We start from the raw sequence: 14,748 nt of genomic DNA on the forward strand, positions 1-14,748 counted from the left end.
ATTCTCAAAGGTACCTATGAACCGATGCCTGTCCGAAGAGTCGAAATCCCGAAGCCTGATGGCGGTGTTCGGTTACTAGGTATCCCAACCGTGACAGACCATTTGATTCAACAGGCAATTGCCCAAGTATTGTCAAAGATATATGATCCCCTGTTTTCCGAACATAGCTACGGCTTTCGCCCAAATCGAAGCGCCCATGATGCAGTGAGGAAAGCACAAGGATATATCAAAGAAGGATACCGATGGGTTGTAGACATAGATTTGGAAAAGTTCTTTGACCAGGTCAACCACGACAGACTCATGAGCACATTGGCGAAAAGAATCCACGAGAAACCGTTATTGAAGCTAATCCGCAAATACCTACAGTCGGGCGTCATGATTCATGGAGTGGTTTCAAGTACAGAGAAAGGGACACCACAAGGTGGACCATTAAGTCCGCTCCTTTCAAACATCGTCCTCGATGAGCTGGATAAAGAATTAGAAAAGAGAGGACATCGATTCGTTCGTTACGCAGACGACTGTAATATTTATGTGAAATCAAAAAGGGCAGGAGAACGGACAATGGCAAGCGTTCAACAATTCATTGAGCGCAAACTCCGCCTGAAAGTGAACATGAAGAAGTCGGCAGTAGCCTGTCCTTGGAAACGAAAGTTCCTTGAGTTTAGCTTCACGGATTCAAAAGAACCAAACGTTCGAATCGCAAAAGAAAGCCTAAAACGAATGAAGAAGAAAGTACGAGAAATCACCTCTAGGAAAATGCCGTATCCTATGGAGTATCGGATTCAGAAATTGAATCAATATCATTAGGATGGTGCGGATACTTTGCGCTGGCGGATACGAAATCACCCTTTCGGAAACTAGACGGATGGATTCGTCGAAGACTTCGCATGTGCTTATGGAAAAATTGGAAGACACCAAAAACGAGGATACGTAACTTAATAAAATTGGGAGTTCCTTCGTGGAAAGCCTACGAATGGGGGAATAGTCGGAAAGGGTACTGGCGTATTTCAAATAGCCCCATCTTACACAAAACCCTTGGAAACTCCTACTGGAATGACCAAGGTCTCAAAAGTCTACAAGAACGTTACGAATTCTTGCGTCATTGATCTTGATTGAACCGCCGTATACGGAACCGTACGTACGGTGGTGTGAGAGGACGGAGGTTAATCACCTCCTCCTACTCGATTTACTCCATTGAAAATGCATGACGAAATATGTATAATAGGAAAGGCAGTTTGCAAAGAAAAGAAATAAAAAACTTGCATTGAATATAAAAATTATATATAATAATAAACGTTGGTCTTTGACTGCGATGAAGTGGAAGGTTGCTGACACACCCGGCCGCTTTGCCATGGCGAGTGTGAAGGAAATTTCCATGGAGAATGTCTATTTTGAAAATAGGCGAAGAAGGAGGGAAAATAATGGCAAAAGAAAAAATTCGTATTCGTTTAAAAGCATATGATCATCGAATTCTTGATCAATCTGCTGAGAAAATTGTGGAAACTGCAAAGCGTTCAGGCGCAACTGTATCTGGACCGATTCCGTTACCAACTGAAAAAACGGTATACACGATCTTACGTGCGGTTCATAAGTACAAAGACTCTCGTGAGCAGTTCGAAATGCGCACACATAAACGCTTAATCGATATCGTTAATCCGACTCCACAAACAGTAGATTCTTTAATGCGTTTAGACTTACCGTCTGGTGTCGATATTGAAATCAAATTGTAATTGCGATATAGGAGGTGTGAAAGATGAAAGGAATCTTAGGAAGAAAAATCGGCATGACTCAAGTGTTCGCTGAAAACGGAGATCTTATTCCTGTAACGGTTATTCAAGCGAATCCAAACGTAGTTCTTCAGAAGAAAACGATTGAAAACGACGGTTATGAAGCGATTCAATTAGGTTTTGAAGATTTACGTGAGAAGTTAGCGAACAAGCCTCAAAAAGGTCATGCTGCGAAGGCAAACACCACACCTAAGCGCTTCATTCGTGAAATTCGTGGTGTGAATCTTGCAGAATATGAAGTAGGTCAAGAAGTAAAAGTGGACATTTTCAACGAAGGTGAAATCGTTGATGTAACAGGTACGTCAAAAGGTAAAGGTTTCCAAGGTGTGATCAAACGCCACGGACAATCTCGTGGACCAATGGCTCACGGTTCTCGTTACCATCGTCGTCCTGGTTCAATGGGTCCGATCGCTCCAAACCGTGTATTTAAATCAAAAGAGCTTCCGGGTCGCATGGGTGGCGAGCGTGTAACAGTACAAAACTTAAAAGTTGTTAAAGTGGATCCAGAGCGCAACTTAATTTTAATTAAAGGAAATGTACCAGGTCCAAACAAAGGACTTGTGATTATTAAAAGCGCGGTTAAAGCGAAATAATTTCTTTAAGAAAGGAGGAAACACCCAATGCCAAAAGTAGCATTGTACAACCAAAACGGAGAAAACATCGGTGAAATCGAATTAAACGATGCCGTATTTGGTATTGAACCGAACAAACATGTGTTATTTGAAGCGGTAATTATGCAACGTGCTTCCTTGCGTCAAGGAACTCATAAAACAAAAAATCGTGCAGAAGTGAGCGGCGGTGGCCGTAAACCATGGCGTCAAAAAGGTACTGGACGCGCTCGCCAAGGATCGATCCGTTCTCCACAATGGCGTGGCGGTGGTATTGTATTTGGTCCAGTTCCACGCAGCTACAGCTACAAACTTCCGAAAAAAGTTCGTCGCTTAGCCATTAAATCAGCTTTATCTTCAAAAGTGCTTGAAAACAGCATCGTTGTATTAGACAATTTAACGCTTGAAGCACCGAAAACAAAAGAAATGGTTAAAATTTTAAACAATCTTTCTGTTGATCGCAAGGCGTTAATTGTAACAGCAGATGCAAATGAGAACGTTATTCTTTCAGCTCGCAACATTCCAGGAGTCACAGTTGTGACAGCAAGCGGAATTAACGTTCTTGATGTACTCAACCACGACAAGCTTATCATTACGAAAGCTGCTGTGGAAAAAGTAGAGGAGGTGCTTGCATAATGAAAGATCCTCGCGATATTATTAAGCGCCCCGTCATTACTGAACGTTCAACAGAGTTAATGACTGAGAAAAAATATACGTTCGAAGTTGATGTGAAAGCGAACAAAACAGAAGTAAAAGACGCGATCGAAGCGATTTTTGGCGTGAAAGTAGCGAAAGTTAACATTATGAACTATAAAGGAAAGTTCAAACGTGTTGGTCGCTATAGCGGCTTAACAAATCGTCGTCGTAAAGCGATTGTTACGTTAACGCCAGACAGCAAAGAGATCGAACTATTTGAAGTATAAGTTTAAAAGTGAAGGAGGGAAAAGGACATGGCGATTAAAAAATATAAGCCAACGTCTAACGGTCGTCGTGGTATGACGGTTTTAGACTTCTCTGAGCTTACAACAGATAAGCCGGAAAAATCGTTGCTTGCGCCTTTAAAGAAAAAGGGCGGTCGTAACAACCAAGGTAAATTAACAGTTCGTCACCAAGGTGGCGGTCATAAGCGTCAATATCGTATTATTGACTTTAAACGCGATAAAGATGGCATTCCAGGACGCGTTGCTACAATCGAATACGATCCAAACCGTTCTGCGAACATCGCGTTAATTCATTACGCTGATGGTGAAAAACGTTACATCATCGCACCGAAAAACTTAGAAGTTGGCATGGAAATCATGTCAGGTCCAGATGCGGACATTAAAGTAGGTAACGCATTACCTTTAGCAAACATTCCAGTCGGTACAGTTATTCACAACATCGAATTAAAACCTGGTAAAGGCGGACAGTTAGTGCGCGCTGCAGGTACATCTGCACAAGTACTTGGTAAAGAAGGTAAGTACGTACTCGTTCGTTTATCTTCAGGTGAAGTTCGTATGATTTTAGCAACTTGCCGTGCAACAGTCGGTCAAGTTGGTAACGAACAACATGAGCTTGTGAACATCGGTAAAGCTGGACGCGCTCGTTGGTTAGGCATTCGTCCAACTGTTCGTGGTTCTGTTATGAACCCAGTAGATCACCCACATGGTGGTGGTGAAGGTAAAGCACCAATCGGACGTAAGTCTCCAATGACTCCATGGGGTAAACCAACGCTTGGATTCAAAACGCGTAAGAAGAAAAACAAATCCGATAAATTTATCGTACGTCGTCGTAAAAAATAACGGGGTTGAGCTACGGTTCACAAGAACCGTAGAGCAATCACGAAAGGAGGTTCACTTATGGGTCGCAGCTTGAAAAAAGGTCCTTTTTGTGATGATCATTTAATGAAAAAAATCGAGAAGTTGAATGAAACTGGACAAAAACAAGTGATCAAAACATGGTCTCGTCGTTCGACAATTTTCCCACAATTCATTGGTCACACAATCGCTGTTTACGATGGTCGTAAACACGTTCCAGTTTACATCACAGAGGACATGGTCGGTCATAAGCTCGGTGAGTTCGCGCCAACGCGCACGTACAAAGGTCACGCTGCTGATGACAAGAAAACAAAACGTTAATATGAGAGGAGGCTTCATTTATGCAAGCTAAAGCTGTTGCTAGAACGGTTCGAATTGCTCCTCGTAAAGCTCGTTTAGTGATTGATTTAATTCGAGGAAAGCAAGTGAGTGAAGCAGTTGCGATTCTTCGCCATACGCCAAAAGCTGCTTCTCCAATTATCGAGAAAGTATTAAAATCTGCAGTGGCAAACGCAGAACATAACTATGACATGGACGTGAATAAACTTGTTGTTACAGAGGCTTATGTGAACGAAGGACCAACATTGAAACGTTTCCGTCCTCGTGCACAAGGTCGTGCGAGCGCAATTAACAAACGCACAAGCCATATCACAATCGTTGTTTCAGAAAAGAAGGAGGGATAATCAGTGGGTCAAAAGGTAAATCCAATCGGTCTTCGCATTGGTATTATCCGTGATTGGGAATCAAGATGGTACGCTGAAAAAGATTACGCAGACCTTTTACACGAAGATCTTAAAATTCGTGAGTACCTCACAAAGCGCTTAAGCGATGCAGCTGTTTCTCGCATTGAAATCGAGCGTGCAGCAAACCGTGTAAATATTACAATCCATACAGCGAAACCAGGTATGGTAATCGGTAAAGGTGGATCTGAAGTTGAAGCGCTTCGTAAAGCGTTGAACGAATTAACTGGCAAACGTGTTCATATCAACATCGTTGAAATTAAAAAGCCAGACTTAGAAGCAAAACTTGTTGCGGAAAATATCGCGCGTCAAATTGAAAACCGCGTATCATTCCGTCGTGCACAAAAACAAGCCATTCAACGCACAATGCGCGCAGGTGCTAAAGGAATTAAAACGATGGTATCTGGTCGTTTAGGTGGAGCAGATATCGCTCGCTCAGAACATTACAGCGAAGGAACAGTTCCACTTCATACTCTTCGCGCTGACATTGATTATGCAACAGCAGAAGCGGACACAACATATGGAAAAATCGGCGTGAAAGTATGGATTTATCGTGGAGAGGTCCTTCCTACGAAAAAGAAAACTGAGGAAGGAGGAAATTAATCATGTTAATGCCAAAACGCGTAAAATATCGTCGTGAACATCGCGGTCGCATGAAAGGTCGCGCAAAAGGCGGTACGGAAGTACATTTTGGTGAGTACGGCTTACAAGCGTTAGAGCCAGCATGGATTACAAACCGTCAAATCGAGGCTGCTCGTCGTGCGATGACTCGTTACATGAGACGTGGCGGTAAAGTATGGATTAAAATTTTCCCTTCAAAACCATATACAGCAAAACCACTTGAAGTGCGCATGGGTTCCGGTAAAGGTGCTCCTGAAGGTTGGGTAGCTGTAGTTAAACCTGGTAAAGTGATGTTTGAAATCGCGGGAGTTTCTGAAGAAGTAGCTCGCGAAGCGTTACGTCTTGCTTCTCACAAACTTCCAATCAAATGTAAATTCGTAAAACGTGAAGAAATTGGTGGTGAATCAAATGAAAGCTAAAGAAATTCGTGAACTTACCACTGCCGAGATTGAACAAAAAATTAAAGCGTTGAAAGAAGAGTTATTCAACCTTCGCTTCCAATTGGCAACAGGTCAATTAGAGAATACTGCTCGTATTCGTGAAGTACGCAAAGCGATTGCGCGTATGAAAACTGTTATTCGCGAAAGAGAGATCGCTGCTAATAAATAATTGATATCGAGAGGAGGTTCGCACAATGAGTGAACGCAACAATCGTAAAGTTCTCGTCGGCCGTGTTGTTTCCGATAAAATGGATAAAACAATTACGGTTCTTGTAGAAACTTATAAAAAGCATCCTCTTTACGGAAAGCGCGTAAAGTATTCGAAAAAATATAAGGCACATGACGAAAACAATGTAGCAAAAGTGGGCGATATCGTAAAAATTATGGAAACACGTCCTCTTTCTGCGACAAAACGTTTCCGTCTTGTTGAAGTAGTCGAAAAAGCTGTTATTGTTTAATGAATATGTTCGGAATGATGGATACAAATCCGAAAGGAGGTTTCGTCAATGATTCAACAAGAAACTCGTATGAAAGTTGCTGATAACTCTGGTGCACGTGAAGTGCTTGTCATTAAAGTGCTAGGTGGTTCTGGTCGTCGCTATGCGAACGTTGGCGACATTGTTGTGGCGACAGTTAAAGATGCAACACCAGGTGGCGTTGTTAAAAAAGGTCAAGTTGTTAAAGCGGTTGTCGTTCGTACGAAACGTGGCGTGCGCCGTACAGACGGTTCTTACATCCGTTTTGATGAAAATGCTTGCGTAATCATTCGTGATGACAAGAGCCCACGTGGTACACGTATTTTCGGGCCAGTTGCTCGTGAATTACGTGAAAAAGACTTTATGAAAATCGTTTCTTTAGCTCCAGAAGTGATTTAATGAAAAGGAAAAGCCTTTTAAGGAGGTGCGATTCAGATGCATGTAAAAAAAGGTGATAAAGTACAAGTAATCTCTGGTAAAGATAAAGGCAAACAAGGCGTTATTCTCGCTGCGTTTCCAAAGAAAAACCGAGTGCTTGTTGAAGGTGTAAATATCGTGAAAAAACACGTGAAACCTTCCCAAGCAAATCCACAAGGCGGCATCATCAGCCAAGAGGCGCCAATCCACGTATCAAACGTAATGCCTCTTGATCCAAAAACAGGATTACCAACTCGTGTTGGATACAAAGTAGTTGACGGTAAAAAAGTTCGCTATGCGAAACGTTCTGGTGAAATTTTAGACAAATAATGAAGTGATCGAGGAAGGGAGGTACTCAAATGAACCGCCTTAAAGAAAAGTATGTAAAAGAAGTTGTTCCTGCTCTGATGAGCAAGTTTAACTATAAATCTGTGATGCAAGTTCCAAAAATCGAGAAAATTGTCATCAACATGGGTGTTGGTGATGCGGTACAAAACGCAAAAGCGTTAGATAACGCAGTAGAAGAACTCGCATTAATTTCTGGTCAAAAACCAGTTGTTACACGCGCAAAAAAATCAATCGCTGGTTTCCGTCTTCGTGAAGGAATGCCAATCGGTGCGAAAGTAACGCTTCGCGGTGAGCGTATGTACGAGTTTTTCGATAAGCTCGTGTCTGTTTCTTTACCGCGTGTTCGCGACTTCCGTGGTGTTTCTAAAAAATCTTTTGACGGACGCGGCAACTACACATTAGGTGTAAAAGAGCAATTAATTTTCCCTGAAATTGACTACGATAAAGTAAACAAAGTTCGCGGTATGGACATCGTCATCGTTACAACTGCGAAAACAGACGAGGAAGCTCGTGAATTACTTACGTTGCTCGGTATGCCATTCCAAAAATAATCATTCCCATTCGTAAAAAGAGGGAGGCGAAAACGTGGCTAAAAAATCAATGATCGCGAAACAAAAACGCACACCAAAGTTTAAAGTGCAAGCGTACACTCGTTGTGAGCGTTGTGGACGTCCACACTCTGTATATCGCAAATTTAAACTTTGCCGTATTTGTTTCCGTGAATTAGCGTATAAAGGTCAAATTCCTGGTGTGAAAAAAGCAAGCTGGTAATAAACCCATGAGTTGGGAAGGAGGTAAAACATAATGGTGATGACAGATCCAATTGCAGATATGCTTACTCGCATTCGTAATGCGAACATGGTGCGTCACGAGAAACTTGAAGTTCCTGCTTCAAAAATTAAAAGAGAAATCGCTGAAATTTTAAAGCGTGAAGGTTTCATTCGTGATGTCGAATACATTGAAGATAACAAACAAGGTATTCTTCGAATTTTCTTAAAGTACGGTCCAAACAACGAGCGCGTAATTACAGGTCTTAAACGCATTAGCAAACCTGGTTTGCGCGTATATGCAAAAGCTGATGAAGTACCACGCGTATTGAACGGTTTAGGAATCGCAATTCTTTCAACATCTCAAGGTATTTTAACTGACAAAGAAGCACGTCAAAAACGTACTGGCGGCGAAGTGTTAGCATATATTTGGTAATTATTTTGCAACGAATGGAGGTGTAGTACATGTCACGTGTTGGTAAAAAACCATTGGAAATTCCAGCTGGTGTTACAGTTACATTAAACGGTAACACAGTTACTGTAAAAGGTCCGAAAGGTGAACTTACTCGTACGTTCCATCCAGATATGGTCATTAAATTAGAAGGCAACGTTTTAACAGTTGAGCGTCCAAGCGATGAAAAACATCATCGTGCGCTTCACGGAACGACTCGTAGCTTACTTGCGAACATGGTTGAAGGTGTTTCAAAAGGTTATGAGCGTGCGCTTGAGCTTGTTGGGGTCGGTTACCGTGCGACAAAACAAGGCAAAAAGCTTGTTTTAAGCGTAGGATACTCTCATCCTGTTGAAATCGAACCAGAAGAAGGCCTTGAAATCGAAGTTCCTTCACAAACAAAAATCATCGTTAAAGGTGCGGACAAACAACGTGTTGGTGAATTAGCAGCAAACATTCGTGCCGTTCGTTCACCAGAGCCTTATAAAGGAAAAGGTATTCGCTACGAAGGCGAAGTTGTACGTCGTAAAGAAGGTAAAACAGGTAAGAAATAATGCTGCTTAGGTAAATGAAAGGAGTGACACGAATGATCACTAAGCTTGATAAAAATGCAGTTCGCAAAAAAAGACACGCTCGTGTTCGTCGTAAAGTAGTAGGAACTGCGGAACGTCCACGCTTAAATGTGTTCCGTTCAAACAAACACATTTACGCACAAATTATTGACGATATGAAAGCTGTGACGCTCGTTAGTGCGTCAACGTTAGATAAAGAATTCGATTTAGAACCAACAGGTAATGTTGAAGCAGCTCAAAAAGTGGGCGAATTGATTGCTAAACGTGCGCTTGAAAAAGGAATTACATCGGTTGTATTTGACCGTGGCGGATATTTATATCATGGACGTGTTAAAGCACTTGCAGACGCTGCTCGTGAAGCTGGATTACAATTCTAATTAAGAAGGAGGGACAGAGATGCGTCGCATTGATCCAAATAAACTTGAACTAGAAGAACGCGTTGTTGCCGTTAACCGCGTAGCTAAAGTCGTAAAAGGTGGACGTCGTTTCCGTTTCGCTGCGTTAGTCGTTGTTGGTGACAAAAACGGTCATGTCGGCTTTGGGACAGGAAAAGCTCAAGAAGTTCCAGATGCTATTCGTAAAGCGATTGAAGACGCGAAGAAAAACTTAATTACTGTACCGATCGTTGGTACAACAATTCCACATGAAGTCATTGGACATTTCGGTGCAGGTGAAATCATTTTAAAACCAGCATCTGAAGGTACTGGGGTTATCGCTGGAGGTCCTGCGCGTGCGGTATTAGAGTTAGCAGGTGTTAGCGATATTTTATCGAAGTCAATCGGTTCCAACACGCCAATCAACATGGTACGCGCAACAATCGACGGTTTGAAGCAATTGAAACGTGCTGAAGAGGTAGCAAAATTGCGCGGTAAAACAGTTGAGGAACTGTTAGGATAAGGGAGGGAAAAATGATGGCGAAAAAATTAGCAATTACCCTCACTCGCAGCGTAATTGGTCGTCCGCAAGACCAACGCGTGACGGTTAAAACATTAGGTTTACGAAAATTGCATCAAACAGTTGTTCATAACGACAATCCAGCCATTCGTGGAATGATTAATAAAGTTTCTCACCTTGTAACAGTAAAAGAATTAGAAGAATAAGGAGGTGCCTAGACATGAAGCTACATGAATTACAACCAGCACCGGGTTCCCGTAAAGAACGCAACCGTGTTGGTCGTGGTATCGGTTCTGGTAACGGAAAAACTTCTGGTAAAGGACACAAAGGGCAAAACGCTCGCTCTGGTGGCGGCGTACGCATCGGCTTTGAAGGCGGTCAAACACCTTTATTCCGTCGTTTACCAAAACGCGGTTTTACAAACATTCATCGTAAAGAATATGCGATCGTTAACCTCGAAGCGTTAAATCGCTTTGAAGACGGTACGGAAGTGACACCAGAATTGTTGCTTGAAACAGGCGTAGTAAGCAAGTTAAAAGCAGGCATCAAAGTTCTTGGAAACGGTGAGCTTACGAAAAAGTTAACAGTAAAAGCTCATAAATTCTCTGCTTCTGCAAAAGAAGCGATCGAAGCTGCTGGCGGTACAACTGAGGTGATTTAATGTTTCGAACAATCTCCAATTTTATGCGCGTGGGTGATATAAGAAGAAAAATTATGTTCACCCTTCTTATGCTCATTGTATTTCGCATCGGTACGTTTATTCCTGTGCCGGGTGTCAATGCAGATGTATTAAAAATGCAAGATCAGTTCAACGCTTTCGGTGTATTGAACACGTTCGGTGGTGGCGCCTTGAAAAATTTCTCTATTTTTGCGATGGGCGTCATGCCATACATTACGGCATCCATCATTGTACAACTATTGCAGATGGATGTTGTTCCTAAATTTACGGAATGGTCGAAACAAGGAGAAGTAGGCCGCCGTAAACTCGCTCAGTTTACTCGCTATTTCACGATTGTGCTTGGTTTTATCCAAGCGTTCGCTATGTCATACGGGTTTCATAATATGTCTGGTGGTGTACTCATTAAAAACCCAGGCATTCCGACATATTTGCTTATTGCGCTCGTTTTAACAGCAGGCACAGCTTTTTTAATGTGGCTCGGTGAGCAAATTACAGCCAAAGGTGTTGGGAACGGCATTTCTGTTTTGATTTTTGCAGGGATTGTTTCAGGTATCCCAACAACGCTCAATCAAATTTACGTACAGCAGTTTGAAAATGCTGGCGATCAGCTGTTTTTACGCATCGTCACAGTACTATTAGTCGCTTTAGCAGTTGTTGCAGTCATCGTTGGTGTCATTTATATGCAACAAGCGTTTCGGAAAATCCCGATTCAGTATGCTAAGCGATTAGAAGGACGTAGTCCAGTAGGTGGTCATTCGACACACATTCCGTTGAAAGTTAATCCGGCAGGCGTTATTCCGGTTATTTTTGCAGTGTCGTTTATTATTACTCCACCGACGATTGCATCGTTTTTCGGTTCGAATGATGTAACATTGTGGATTAAAAAAGTTTTTGACTACACACAACCAGTTGGGATGATCATATACGTCGCTTTAATTGTTGCCTTTACGTATTTTTATGCGTTTGTTCAAGTTAATCCGGAACAAATGGCGGACAATTTGAAAAAGCAAGGTGGTTATATTCCAGGCATTCGTCCAGGAAAGAACACGCAAGAATTCATTACACGTGTTTTATATCGATTAACTTTCGTCGGAGCTCTATTTTTAGCAGCAATCGCTGTTCTTCCTGTCTTCTTTATCGAGTTCGCTAAACTACCGCCTTCTGCTCAAATTGGAGGAACGAGCTTGCTGATCGTCGTCGGTGTTGCTTTGGAGACGATGAAGCAGCTAGAAAGCCAATTAGTGAAGCGCCATTATAAAGGCTTTATTAAATAAAAAGAGGTGTTGGGAATTTTATTCCCTCTACCTCACATAGAGCTGAGGGGGAGAAATTGATGAATTTGGTATTAATGGGGCTGCCGGGCGCTGGAAAAGGCACGCAGGCAGAAAAAATTGTTGAGAAATACAAAATTCCTCACATTTCTACTGGGGATATGTTTCGAGCAGCGATCAAAGAAGGAACAGAGCTCGGTTTGCAGGCGAAGTCATATATGGATCGCGGTGATCTTGTTCCAGACGAAGTGACTATTGGCATTGTTCGTGAACGATTAAGTAAGGACGATTGCCAAAACGGATTTTTGCTTGACGGTTTCCCACGAACAGTCGCTCAAGCAGAAGCGTTAGAAACACTTCTTCAACAATTGAACCGTTCCATTGATTATGTCATTAACATCGAAGTAGATAAGAGCATTTTAATGGAGCGTTTAACAGGCAGACGCATTTGCAAAGAATGTGGCGCAACGTACCATCTCGTATTTAATCCACCAGCCCAAGCAGGTGTTTGCGATAAATGTGGTGGAGAGTTGTATCAACGTGCAGATGATAACGAAGCGACCGTAGCAAATCGTCTTGAAGTCAATATGAAGCAAGCGCAACCGTTGCTGGATTTTTATGCAGCAAAAGGATACTTGCGCAACATTAACGGACAACAACATATTGATCAAGTGTTTGCTAATATTTGTGAATTACTTGGGGGCTTACAATAATGATCATTTGCAAAACCCCACGCGAAATTGAAATTATGCGTGAAGCTGGTCGAATTGTTGCCTTAACTCATCAAGAATTACAAAAATATATCGAACCAGGCATAACGACAAGAGAGCTCGATCATATTGCTGAAACGTTCATTCGTAAACATGATGCAATTCCTTCGTTTAAAGGATATAATGGATTCCAAGGGAGCATTTGTACGTCCGTAAATGAAGAGCTTGTTCACGGCGTTCCGGGAGACCGTGTGCTTCGCGAAGGAGATATTATTAGCATCGATATTGGCGCGAAATATAATGGATATCATGGCGATTCGGCTTGGACATATCCGGTCGGGGTCATATCCGAAGAGGCAAAAAAACTGTTAGAAGTAACAGAACAGTCATTGTATCGCGGATTGGAAGAAGCGAAACCTGGCGCACGGTTAACGAACATTTCCCATGCGATCCAAACGTACGTTGAGGCACGTAACTTTTCCGTTGTGCGTGAGTATGTTGGACATGGAATTGGTCAAGACTTACATGAAGATCCGCAAATCCCACATTACGGTCCGCCAAATAAAGGGCCGCGGTTAAAGCCAGGCATGGTTCTGTGCATTGAACCGATGGTGAATGCAGGAACCCGTTATGTTCGCACGTTAGAAGATAATTGGACGGTCGTCACAGTGGATGGTAAACTTTGTGCTCATTTTGAGCATACGATTGCTATTACTGAGACGGGATATGAAATTTTAACAACACTTTGAACGCTTTAACCTTCTTTGCGGATGCGCATCGTAAGCTTTAAACTGGTCGTGTTAGTTGAACATGTTACTCATTTCAAAAAAGAAGGGAGAGCCGTTCAATGGCGAAAGACGATGTAATTGAAGTGGAAGGTACAGTCGTTGAAACGTTACCTAATGCCATGTTCCGAGTAGAGCTTGAAAACGGTCATACTGTTTTAGCTCACGTTTCAGGTAAAATTCGTATGCATTTTATTCGAATTTTACCGGGTGATAAAGTGACGGTAGAACTATCACCTTACGATTTAACACGTGGAAGAATTACGTATCGATATAAATAACACTCCGCACGAACAAGGAGGTAAGTTCACATGAAGGTTAGACCATCTGTAAAACCAATTTGCGAAAAATGCAAAGTCATTCGCAGACGCGGAAAAGTTATGGTTATTTGTGAAAATCCAAAGCATAAGCAAAAACAAGGATAAAACTTGAGGAGGTGTACAAATCATGGCACGTATTGCAGGTGTAGATATTCCTCGTGACAAACGTGTAGTCATTTCATTAACATACATTTACGGAATCGGTAAAGCAACTGCACAAAAAATCTTAGCAGAAGCTGGCGTATCTGAAGACACTCGTGTTCGCGATTTAACAGAAGAAGAATTAGGAAAAATTCGCGAAATCGTAGATCGCTTAAAAGTAGAAGGAGATCTTCGTCGTGAAGTATCTTTAAACATTAAACGTTTAATGGAGATCGGTTGCTACCGTGGTCTTCGTCATCGTCGCGGATTGCCAGTTCGTGGCCAAAATACGAAAAACAATGCTCGTACACGTAAAGGTCCACGTCGTACAGTAGCCAATAAGAAAAAATAATTAAGTAAAGGAGGTTCGTGAACGAATGGCACGTAAAACGAATACGCGTAAACGTCGTGTAAAAAAGAATATTGAATCTGGTATCGCTCATATCCGTTCGACTTTTAACAACACAATCGTCACAATTACAGACGTTCATGGAAATGCAATTTCTTGGTCAAGTGCAGGTGCATTAGGCTTCAAAGGTTCTCGTAAGTCTACTCCGTTTGCTGCACAAATGGCTGCAGAAGCTGCTGCAAAAGCGTCAATAGAGCATGGCATGAAAACTGTTGAAGTAAACGTAAAAGGTCCGGGTGCTGGTCGTGAAGCAGCAATTCGTGCACTTCAAGCGGCTGGATTAGAAATTACAGCAATTAAAGATGTTACACCGGTTCCACATAACGGATGCCGTCCGCCAAAACGTCGTCGTGTTTAATTTCTCTGTATAGAATTTGCGTATGTGTCAATAATGGGATATAGTCATTGTTACAGGGAAATAAAAAACAGTTGTTGTGCACATTCGGGAACTTATTCATGGGGGAATTTCGATTGAGCTGTCATCGGTTTAATCGGGGTTTCGACGTTTTGAAGGAG

28 protein-coding genes and 1 pseudogene are annotated in these 14,748 nt (G+C 42.1%); all 29 read left to right on the forward strand.

Annotated elements, in window-relative coordinates; all coding sequences use genetic code 11:
* Positions 1-1,106, forward strand: a pseudogene (gene ltrA / locus ASC42_RS12720) (group II intron reverse transcriptase/maturase); the annotation flags it as partial.
* 315 nt (positions 1,107-1,421) lie between these two features.
* The gene (gene rpsJ, locus ASC42_RS12725; protein ID WP_021095335.1) at positions 1,422-1,730 is read left to right on the forward strand and encodes a 30S ribosomal protein S10; all 309 of its coding nucleotides are present in this window, start codon (positions 1,422-1,424) and stop codon (positions 1,728-1,730) included.
* Positions 1,731-1,753: 23 nt separating this feature from the next.
* The gene (gene rplC / locus ASC42_RS12730; RefSeq protein WP_032101423.1) at positions 1,754-2,380 is read left to right on the forward strand and encodes a 50S ribosomal protein L3; all 627 of its coding nucleotides are present in this window, start codon (positions 1,754-1,756) and stop codon (positions 2,378-2,380) included.
* A 27-nt stretch (positions 2,381-2,407) separates the two neighbouring features.
* Positions 2,408-3,031 carry a 50S ribosomal protein L4 gene (gene rplD / locus ASC42_RS12735; protein WP_032101422.1) on the forward strand — a complete coding sequence of 208 codons (624 nt, stop codon included), beginning with the start codon at positions 2,408-2,410 and terminating at the stop codon, positions 3,029-3,031.
* Complete coding sequence (gene rplW / locus ASC42_RS12740; RefSeq protein WP_003397660.1) at positions 3,031-3,318, forward strand: 50S ribosomal protein L23; 288 nt, start codon at positions 3,031-3,033, stop codon at positions 3,316-3,318. Before rplD ends, rplW begins: the two co-directional genes overlap by 1 nt.
* 27 nt (positions 3,319-3,345) lie before the next feature.
* Positions 3,346-4,176, forward strand: coding sequence for a 50S ribosomal protein L2 (gene rplB, locus ASC42_RS12745; protein ID WP_003397662.1), 831 nt, complete (start codon positions 3,346-3,348; stop codon positions 4,174-4,176).
* Between the two features lie 57 nt (positions 4,177-4,233).
* A complete protein-coding gene (gene rpsS / locus ASC42_RS12750) occupies positions 4,234-4,512 on the forward strand; it encodes a 30S ribosomal protein S19 (protein WP_004888674.1) in 279 nt (92 codons plus the stop codon).
* Between the two features lie 20 nt (positions 4,513-4,532).
* On the forward strand, positions 4,533-4,874 hold the full coding sequence (rplV, locus tag ASC42_RS12755) for a 50S ribosomal protein L22 (RefSeq protein ID WP_006322652.1): 342 nt from the start codon (positions 4,533-4,535) through the stop codon (positions 4,872-4,874).
* A gap of 3 nt (positions 4,875-4,877) precedes the next feature.
* On the forward strand, positions 4,878-5,534 hold the full coding sequence (rpsC, locus tag ASC42_RS12760) for a 30S ribosomal protein S3 (protein ID WP_003397666.1): 657 nt from the start codon (positions 4,878-4,880) through the stop codon (positions 5,532-5,534).
* 2 nt (positions 5,535-5,536) lie between these two features.
* A complete protein-coding gene (gene rplP / locus ASC42_RS12765; RefSeq protein ID WP_003397670.1) occupies positions 5,537-5,971 on the forward strand; it encodes a 50S ribosomal protein L16 in 435 nt (144 codons plus the stop codon).
* A complete protein-coding gene (gene rpmC / locus ASC42_RS12770) occupies positions 5,961-6,161 on the forward strand; it encodes a 50S ribosomal protein L29 (protein ID WP_003397671.1) in 201 nt (66 codons plus the stop codon). The genes rplP and rpmC overlap by 11 nt, the downstream gene beginning before the upstream one ends.
* 25 nt (positions 6,162-6,186) lie before the next feature.
* Positions 6,187-6,450 carry a 30S ribosomal protein S17 gene (rpsQ, locus tag ASC42_RS12775; RefSeq protein WP_003397674.1) on the forward strand — a complete coding sequence of 88 codons (264 nt, stop codon included), beginning with the start codon at positions 6,187-6,189 and terminating at the stop codon, positions 6,448-6,450.
* Positions 6,451-6,498: 48 nt separating this feature from the next.
* Complete coding sequence (gene rplN, locus ASC42_RS12780; protein ID WP_003397675.1) at positions 6,499-6,867, forward strand: 50S ribosomal protein L14; 369 nt, start codon at positions 6,499-6,501, stop codon at positions 6,865-6,867.
* Positions 6,868-6,903: 36 nt separating this feature from the next.
* Positions 6,904-7,215 carry a 50S ribosomal protein L24 gene (gene rplX / locus ASC42_RS12785; RefSeq protein WP_003397676.1) on the forward strand — a complete coding sequence of 104 codons (312 nt, stop codon included), beginning with the start codon at positions 6,904-6,906 and terminating at the stop codon, positions 7,213-7,215.
* A 29-nt stretch (positions 7,216-7,244) separates the two neighbouring features.
* Complete coding sequence (rplE, locus tag ASC42_RS12790; RefSeq protein ID WP_032101421.1) at positions 7,245-7,784, forward strand: 50S ribosomal protein L5; 540 nt, start codon at positions 7,245-7,247, stop codon at positions 7,782-7,784.
* Positions 7,785-7,818: 34 nt separating this feature from the next.
* Entirely contained in the window at positions 7,819-8,004 is a 186-nt protein-coding gene (gene rpsN, locus ASC42_RS12795) for a 30S ribosomal protein S14 (RefSeq protein WP_003397678.1), read from the forward strand.
* Between the two features lie 33 nt (positions 8,005-8,037).
* Positions 8,038-8,436: a 30S ribosomal protein S8 gene (gene rpsH / locus ASC42_RS12800; protein WP_003397680.1), complete on the forward strand. Its 399-nt coding sequence runs from the start codon at positions 8,038-8,040 to the stop codon at positions 8,434-8,436.
* 29 nt (positions 8,437-8,465) lie between these two features.
* Positions 8,466-9,005 (forward strand): 50S ribosomal protein L6, encoded by a 540-nt coding sequence (gene rplF / locus ASC42_RS12805; protein WP_006322642.1) that lies wholly within the window; start codon positions 8,466-8,468, stop codon positions 9,003-9,005.
* Positions 9,006-9,037: 32 nt separating this feature from the next.
* Positions 9,038-9,400 (forward strand): 50S ribosomal protein L18, encoded by a 363-nt coding sequence (gene rplR / locus ASC42_RS12810; protein WP_055442039.1) that lies wholly within the window; start codon positions 9,038-9,040, stop codon positions 9,398-9,400.
* 19 nt (positions 9,401-9,419) lie between these two features.
* Positions 9,420-9,920, forward strand: a complete 501-nt coding sequence (gene rpsE / locus ASC42_RS12815) for a 30S ribosomal protein S5 (RefSeq protein ID WP_055442040.1) — start codon at positions 9,420-9,422, stop codon at positions 9,918-9,920.
* A gap of 14 nt (positions 9,921-9,934) precedes the next feature.
* Positions 9,935-10,123: a 50S ribosomal protein L30 gene (gene rpmD / locus ASC42_RS12820; protein ID WP_003397685.1), complete on the forward strand. Its 189-nt coding sequence runs from the start codon at positions 9,935-9,937 to the stop codon at positions 10,121-10,123.
* A 14-nt stretch (positions 10,124-10,137) separates the two neighbouring features.
* Positions 10,138-10,578, forward strand: coding sequence for a 50S ribosomal protein L15 (gene rplO / locus ASC42_RS12825; RefSeq protein ID WP_032101416.1), 441 nt, complete (start codon positions 10,138-10,140; stop codon positions 10,576-10,578).
* Positions 10,578-11,870 carry a preprotein translocase subunit SecY gene (gene secY, locus ASC42_RS12830; RefSeq protein WP_055442041.1) on the forward strand — a complete coding sequence of 431 codons (1,293 nt, stop codon included), beginning with the start codon at positions 10,578-10,580 and terminating at the stop codon, positions 11,868-11,870. Before rplO ends, secY begins: the two co-directional genes overlap by 1 nt.
* Positions 11,871-11,929: 59 nt before the next feature.
* The gene (locus ASC42_RS12835; RefSeq protein ID WP_055442042.1) at positions 11,930-12,580 is read left to right on the forward strand and encodes an adenylate kinase; all 651 of its coding nucleotides are present in this window, start codon (positions 11,930-11,932) and stop codon (positions 12,578-12,580) included.
* The gene (gene map / locus ASC42_RS12840; RefSeq protein WP_055442043.1) at positions 12,580-13,326 is read left to right on the forward strand and encodes a type I methionyl aminopeptidase; all 747 of its coding nucleotides are present in this window, start codon (positions 12,580-12,582) and stop codon (positions 13,324-13,326) included. Before ASC42_RS12835 ends, map begins: the two co-directional genes overlap by 1 nt.
* Positions 13,327-13,424: 98 nt before the next feature.
* Positions 13,425-13,643 carry a translation initiation factor IF-1 gene (gene infA, locus ASC42_RS12845; protein ID WP_003247618.1) on the forward strand — a complete coding sequence of 73 codons (219 nt, stop codon included), beginning with the start codon at positions 13,425-13,427 and terminating at the stop codon, positions 13,641-13,643.
* Positions 13,644-13,673: 30 nt separating this feature from the next.
* Positions 13,674-13,787, forward strand: coding sequence for a 50S ribosomal protein L36 (gene rpmJ, locus ASC42_RS12850; RefSeq protein WP_000868344.1), 114 nt, complete (start codon positions 13,674-13,676; stop codon positions 13,785-13,787).
* A 22-nt stretch (positions 13,788-13,809) separates the two neighbouring features.
* The gene (rpsM, locus tag ASC42_RS12855; RefSeq protein WP_003397691.1) at positions 13,810-14,175 is read left to right on the forward strand and encodes a 30S ribosomal protein S13; all 366 of its coding nucleotides are present in this window, start codon (positions 13,810-13,812) and stop codon (positions 14,173-14,175) included.
* 25 nt (positions 14,176-14,200) lie between these two features.
* Positions 14,201-14,590: a 30S ribosomal protein S11 gene (gene rpsK, locus ASC42_RS12860; RefSeq protein ID WP_055442044.1), complete on the forward strand. Its 390-nt coding sequence runs from the start codon at positions 14,201-14,203 to the stop codon at positions 14,588-14,590.
* The last annotated feature ends 158 nt before the right edge of the window (positions 14,591-14,748 follow it).

It is taken from the genome of Anoxybacillus suryakundensis, from assembly GCF_001418025.1.
Lineage (GTDB): Bacteria > Bacillota > Bacilli > Bacillales > Anoxybacillaceae > Anoxybacillus > Anoxybacillus tengchongensis.

Bases quoted from the DNA above. Each gene is read 5' to 3' on its own strand.
- infA (WP_003247618.1), top strand. From the start codon at position 13,425: ATGGCGAAAGACGATGTAATTGAAGTGGAAGGTACAGTCGTTGAAACG.
- rpsM (WP_003397691.1), top strand. From the start codon at position 13,810: ATGGCACGTATTGCAGGTGTAGATATTCCTCGTGACAAACGTGTAGTC.
- rpmC (WP_003397671.1), top strand. From the start codon at position 5,961: ATGAAAGCTAAAGAAATTCGTGAACTTACCACTGCCGAGATTGAACAA.
- rplB (WP_003397662.1), top strand. From the start codon at position 3,346: ATGGCGATTAAAAAATATAAGCCAACGTCTAACGGTCGTCGTGGTATG.
- rplC (WP_032101423.1), top strand. From the start codon at position 1,754: ATGAAAGGAATCTTAGGAAGAAAAATCGGCATGACTCAAGTGTTCGCT.
- rpsK (WP_055442044.1), top strand. From the start codon at position 14,201: ATGGCACGTAAAACGAATACGCGTAAACGTCGTGTAAAAAAGAATATT.
- map (WP_055442043.1), top strand. From the start codon at position 12,580: ATGATCATTTGCAAAACCCCACGCGAAATTGAAATTATGCGTGAAGCT.
- secY (WP_055442041.1), top strand. From the start codon at position 10,578: ATGTTTCGAACAATCTCCAATTTTATGCGCGTGGGTGATATAAGAAGA.
- rpsS (WP_004888674.1), top strand. From the start codon at position 4,234: ATGGGTCGCAGCTTGAAAAAAGGTCCTTTTTGTGATGATCATTTAATG.
- rpsJ (WP_021095335.1), top strand. From the start codon at position 1,422: ATGGCAAAAGAAAAAATTCGTATTCGTTTAAAAGCATATGATCATCGA.
- rpmJ (WP_000868344.1), top strand. From the start codon at position 13,674: ATGAAGGTTAGACCATCTGTAAAACCAATTTGCGAAAAATGCAAAGTC.
- rplV (WP_006322652.1), top strand. From the start codon at position 4,533: ATGCAAGCTAAAGCTGTTGCTAGAACGGTTCGAATTGCTCCTCGTAAA.
- rplE (WP_032101421.1), top strand. From the start codon at position 7,245: ATGAACCGCCTTAAAGAAAAGTATGTAAAAGAAGTTGTTCCTGCTCTG.
- rpmD (WP_003397685.1), top strand. From the start codon at position 9,935: ATGGCGAAAAAATTAGCAATTACCCTCACTCGCAGCGTAATTGGTCGT.
- rplN (WP_003397675.1), top strand. From the start codon at position 6,499: ATGATTCAACAAGAAACTCGTATGAAAGTTGCTGATAACTCTGGTGCA.
- rplP (WP_003397670.1), top strand. From the start codon at position 5,537: ATGTTAATGCCAAAACGCGTAAAATATCGTCGTGAACATCGCGGTCGC.
- ASC42_RS12835 (WP_055442042.1), top strand. From the start codon at position 11,930: ATGAATTTGGTATTAATGGGGCTGCCGGGCGCTGGAAAAGGCACGCAG.
- rpsE (WP_055442040.1), top strand. From the start codon at position 9,420: ATGCGTCGCATTGATCCAAATAAACTTGAACTAGAAGAACGCGTTGTT.
- rpsQ (WP_003397674.1), top strand. From the start codon at position 6,187: ATGAGTGAACGCAACAATCGTAAAGTTCTCGTCGGCCGTGTTGTTTCC.
- rplD (WP_032101422.1), top strand. From the start codon at position 2,408: ATGCCAAAAGTAGCATTGTACAACCAAAACGGAGAAAACATCGGTGAA.
- rplO (WP_032101416.1), top strand. From the start codon at position 10,138: ATGAAGCTACATGAATTACAACCAGCACCGGGTTCCCGTAAAGAACGC.
- rpsH (WP_003397680.1), top strand. From the start codon at position 8,038: ATGGTGATGACAGATCCAATTGCAGATATGCTTACTCGCATTCGTAAT.
- rplX (WP_003397676.1), top strand. From the start codon at position 6,904: ATGCATGTAAAAAAAGGTGATAAAGTACAAGTAATCTCTGGTAAAGAT.
- rplR (WP_055442039.1), top strand. From the start codon at position 9,038: ATGATCACTAAGCTTGATAAAAATGCAGTTCGCAAAAAAAGACACGCT.
- rplW (WP_003397660.1), top strand. From the start codon at position 3,031: ATGAAAGATCCTCGCGATATTATTAAGCGCCCCGTCATTACTGAACGT.
- rplF (WP_006322642.1), top strand. From the start codon at position 8,466: ATGTCACGTGTTGGTAAAAAACCATTGGAAATTCCAGCTGGTGTTACA.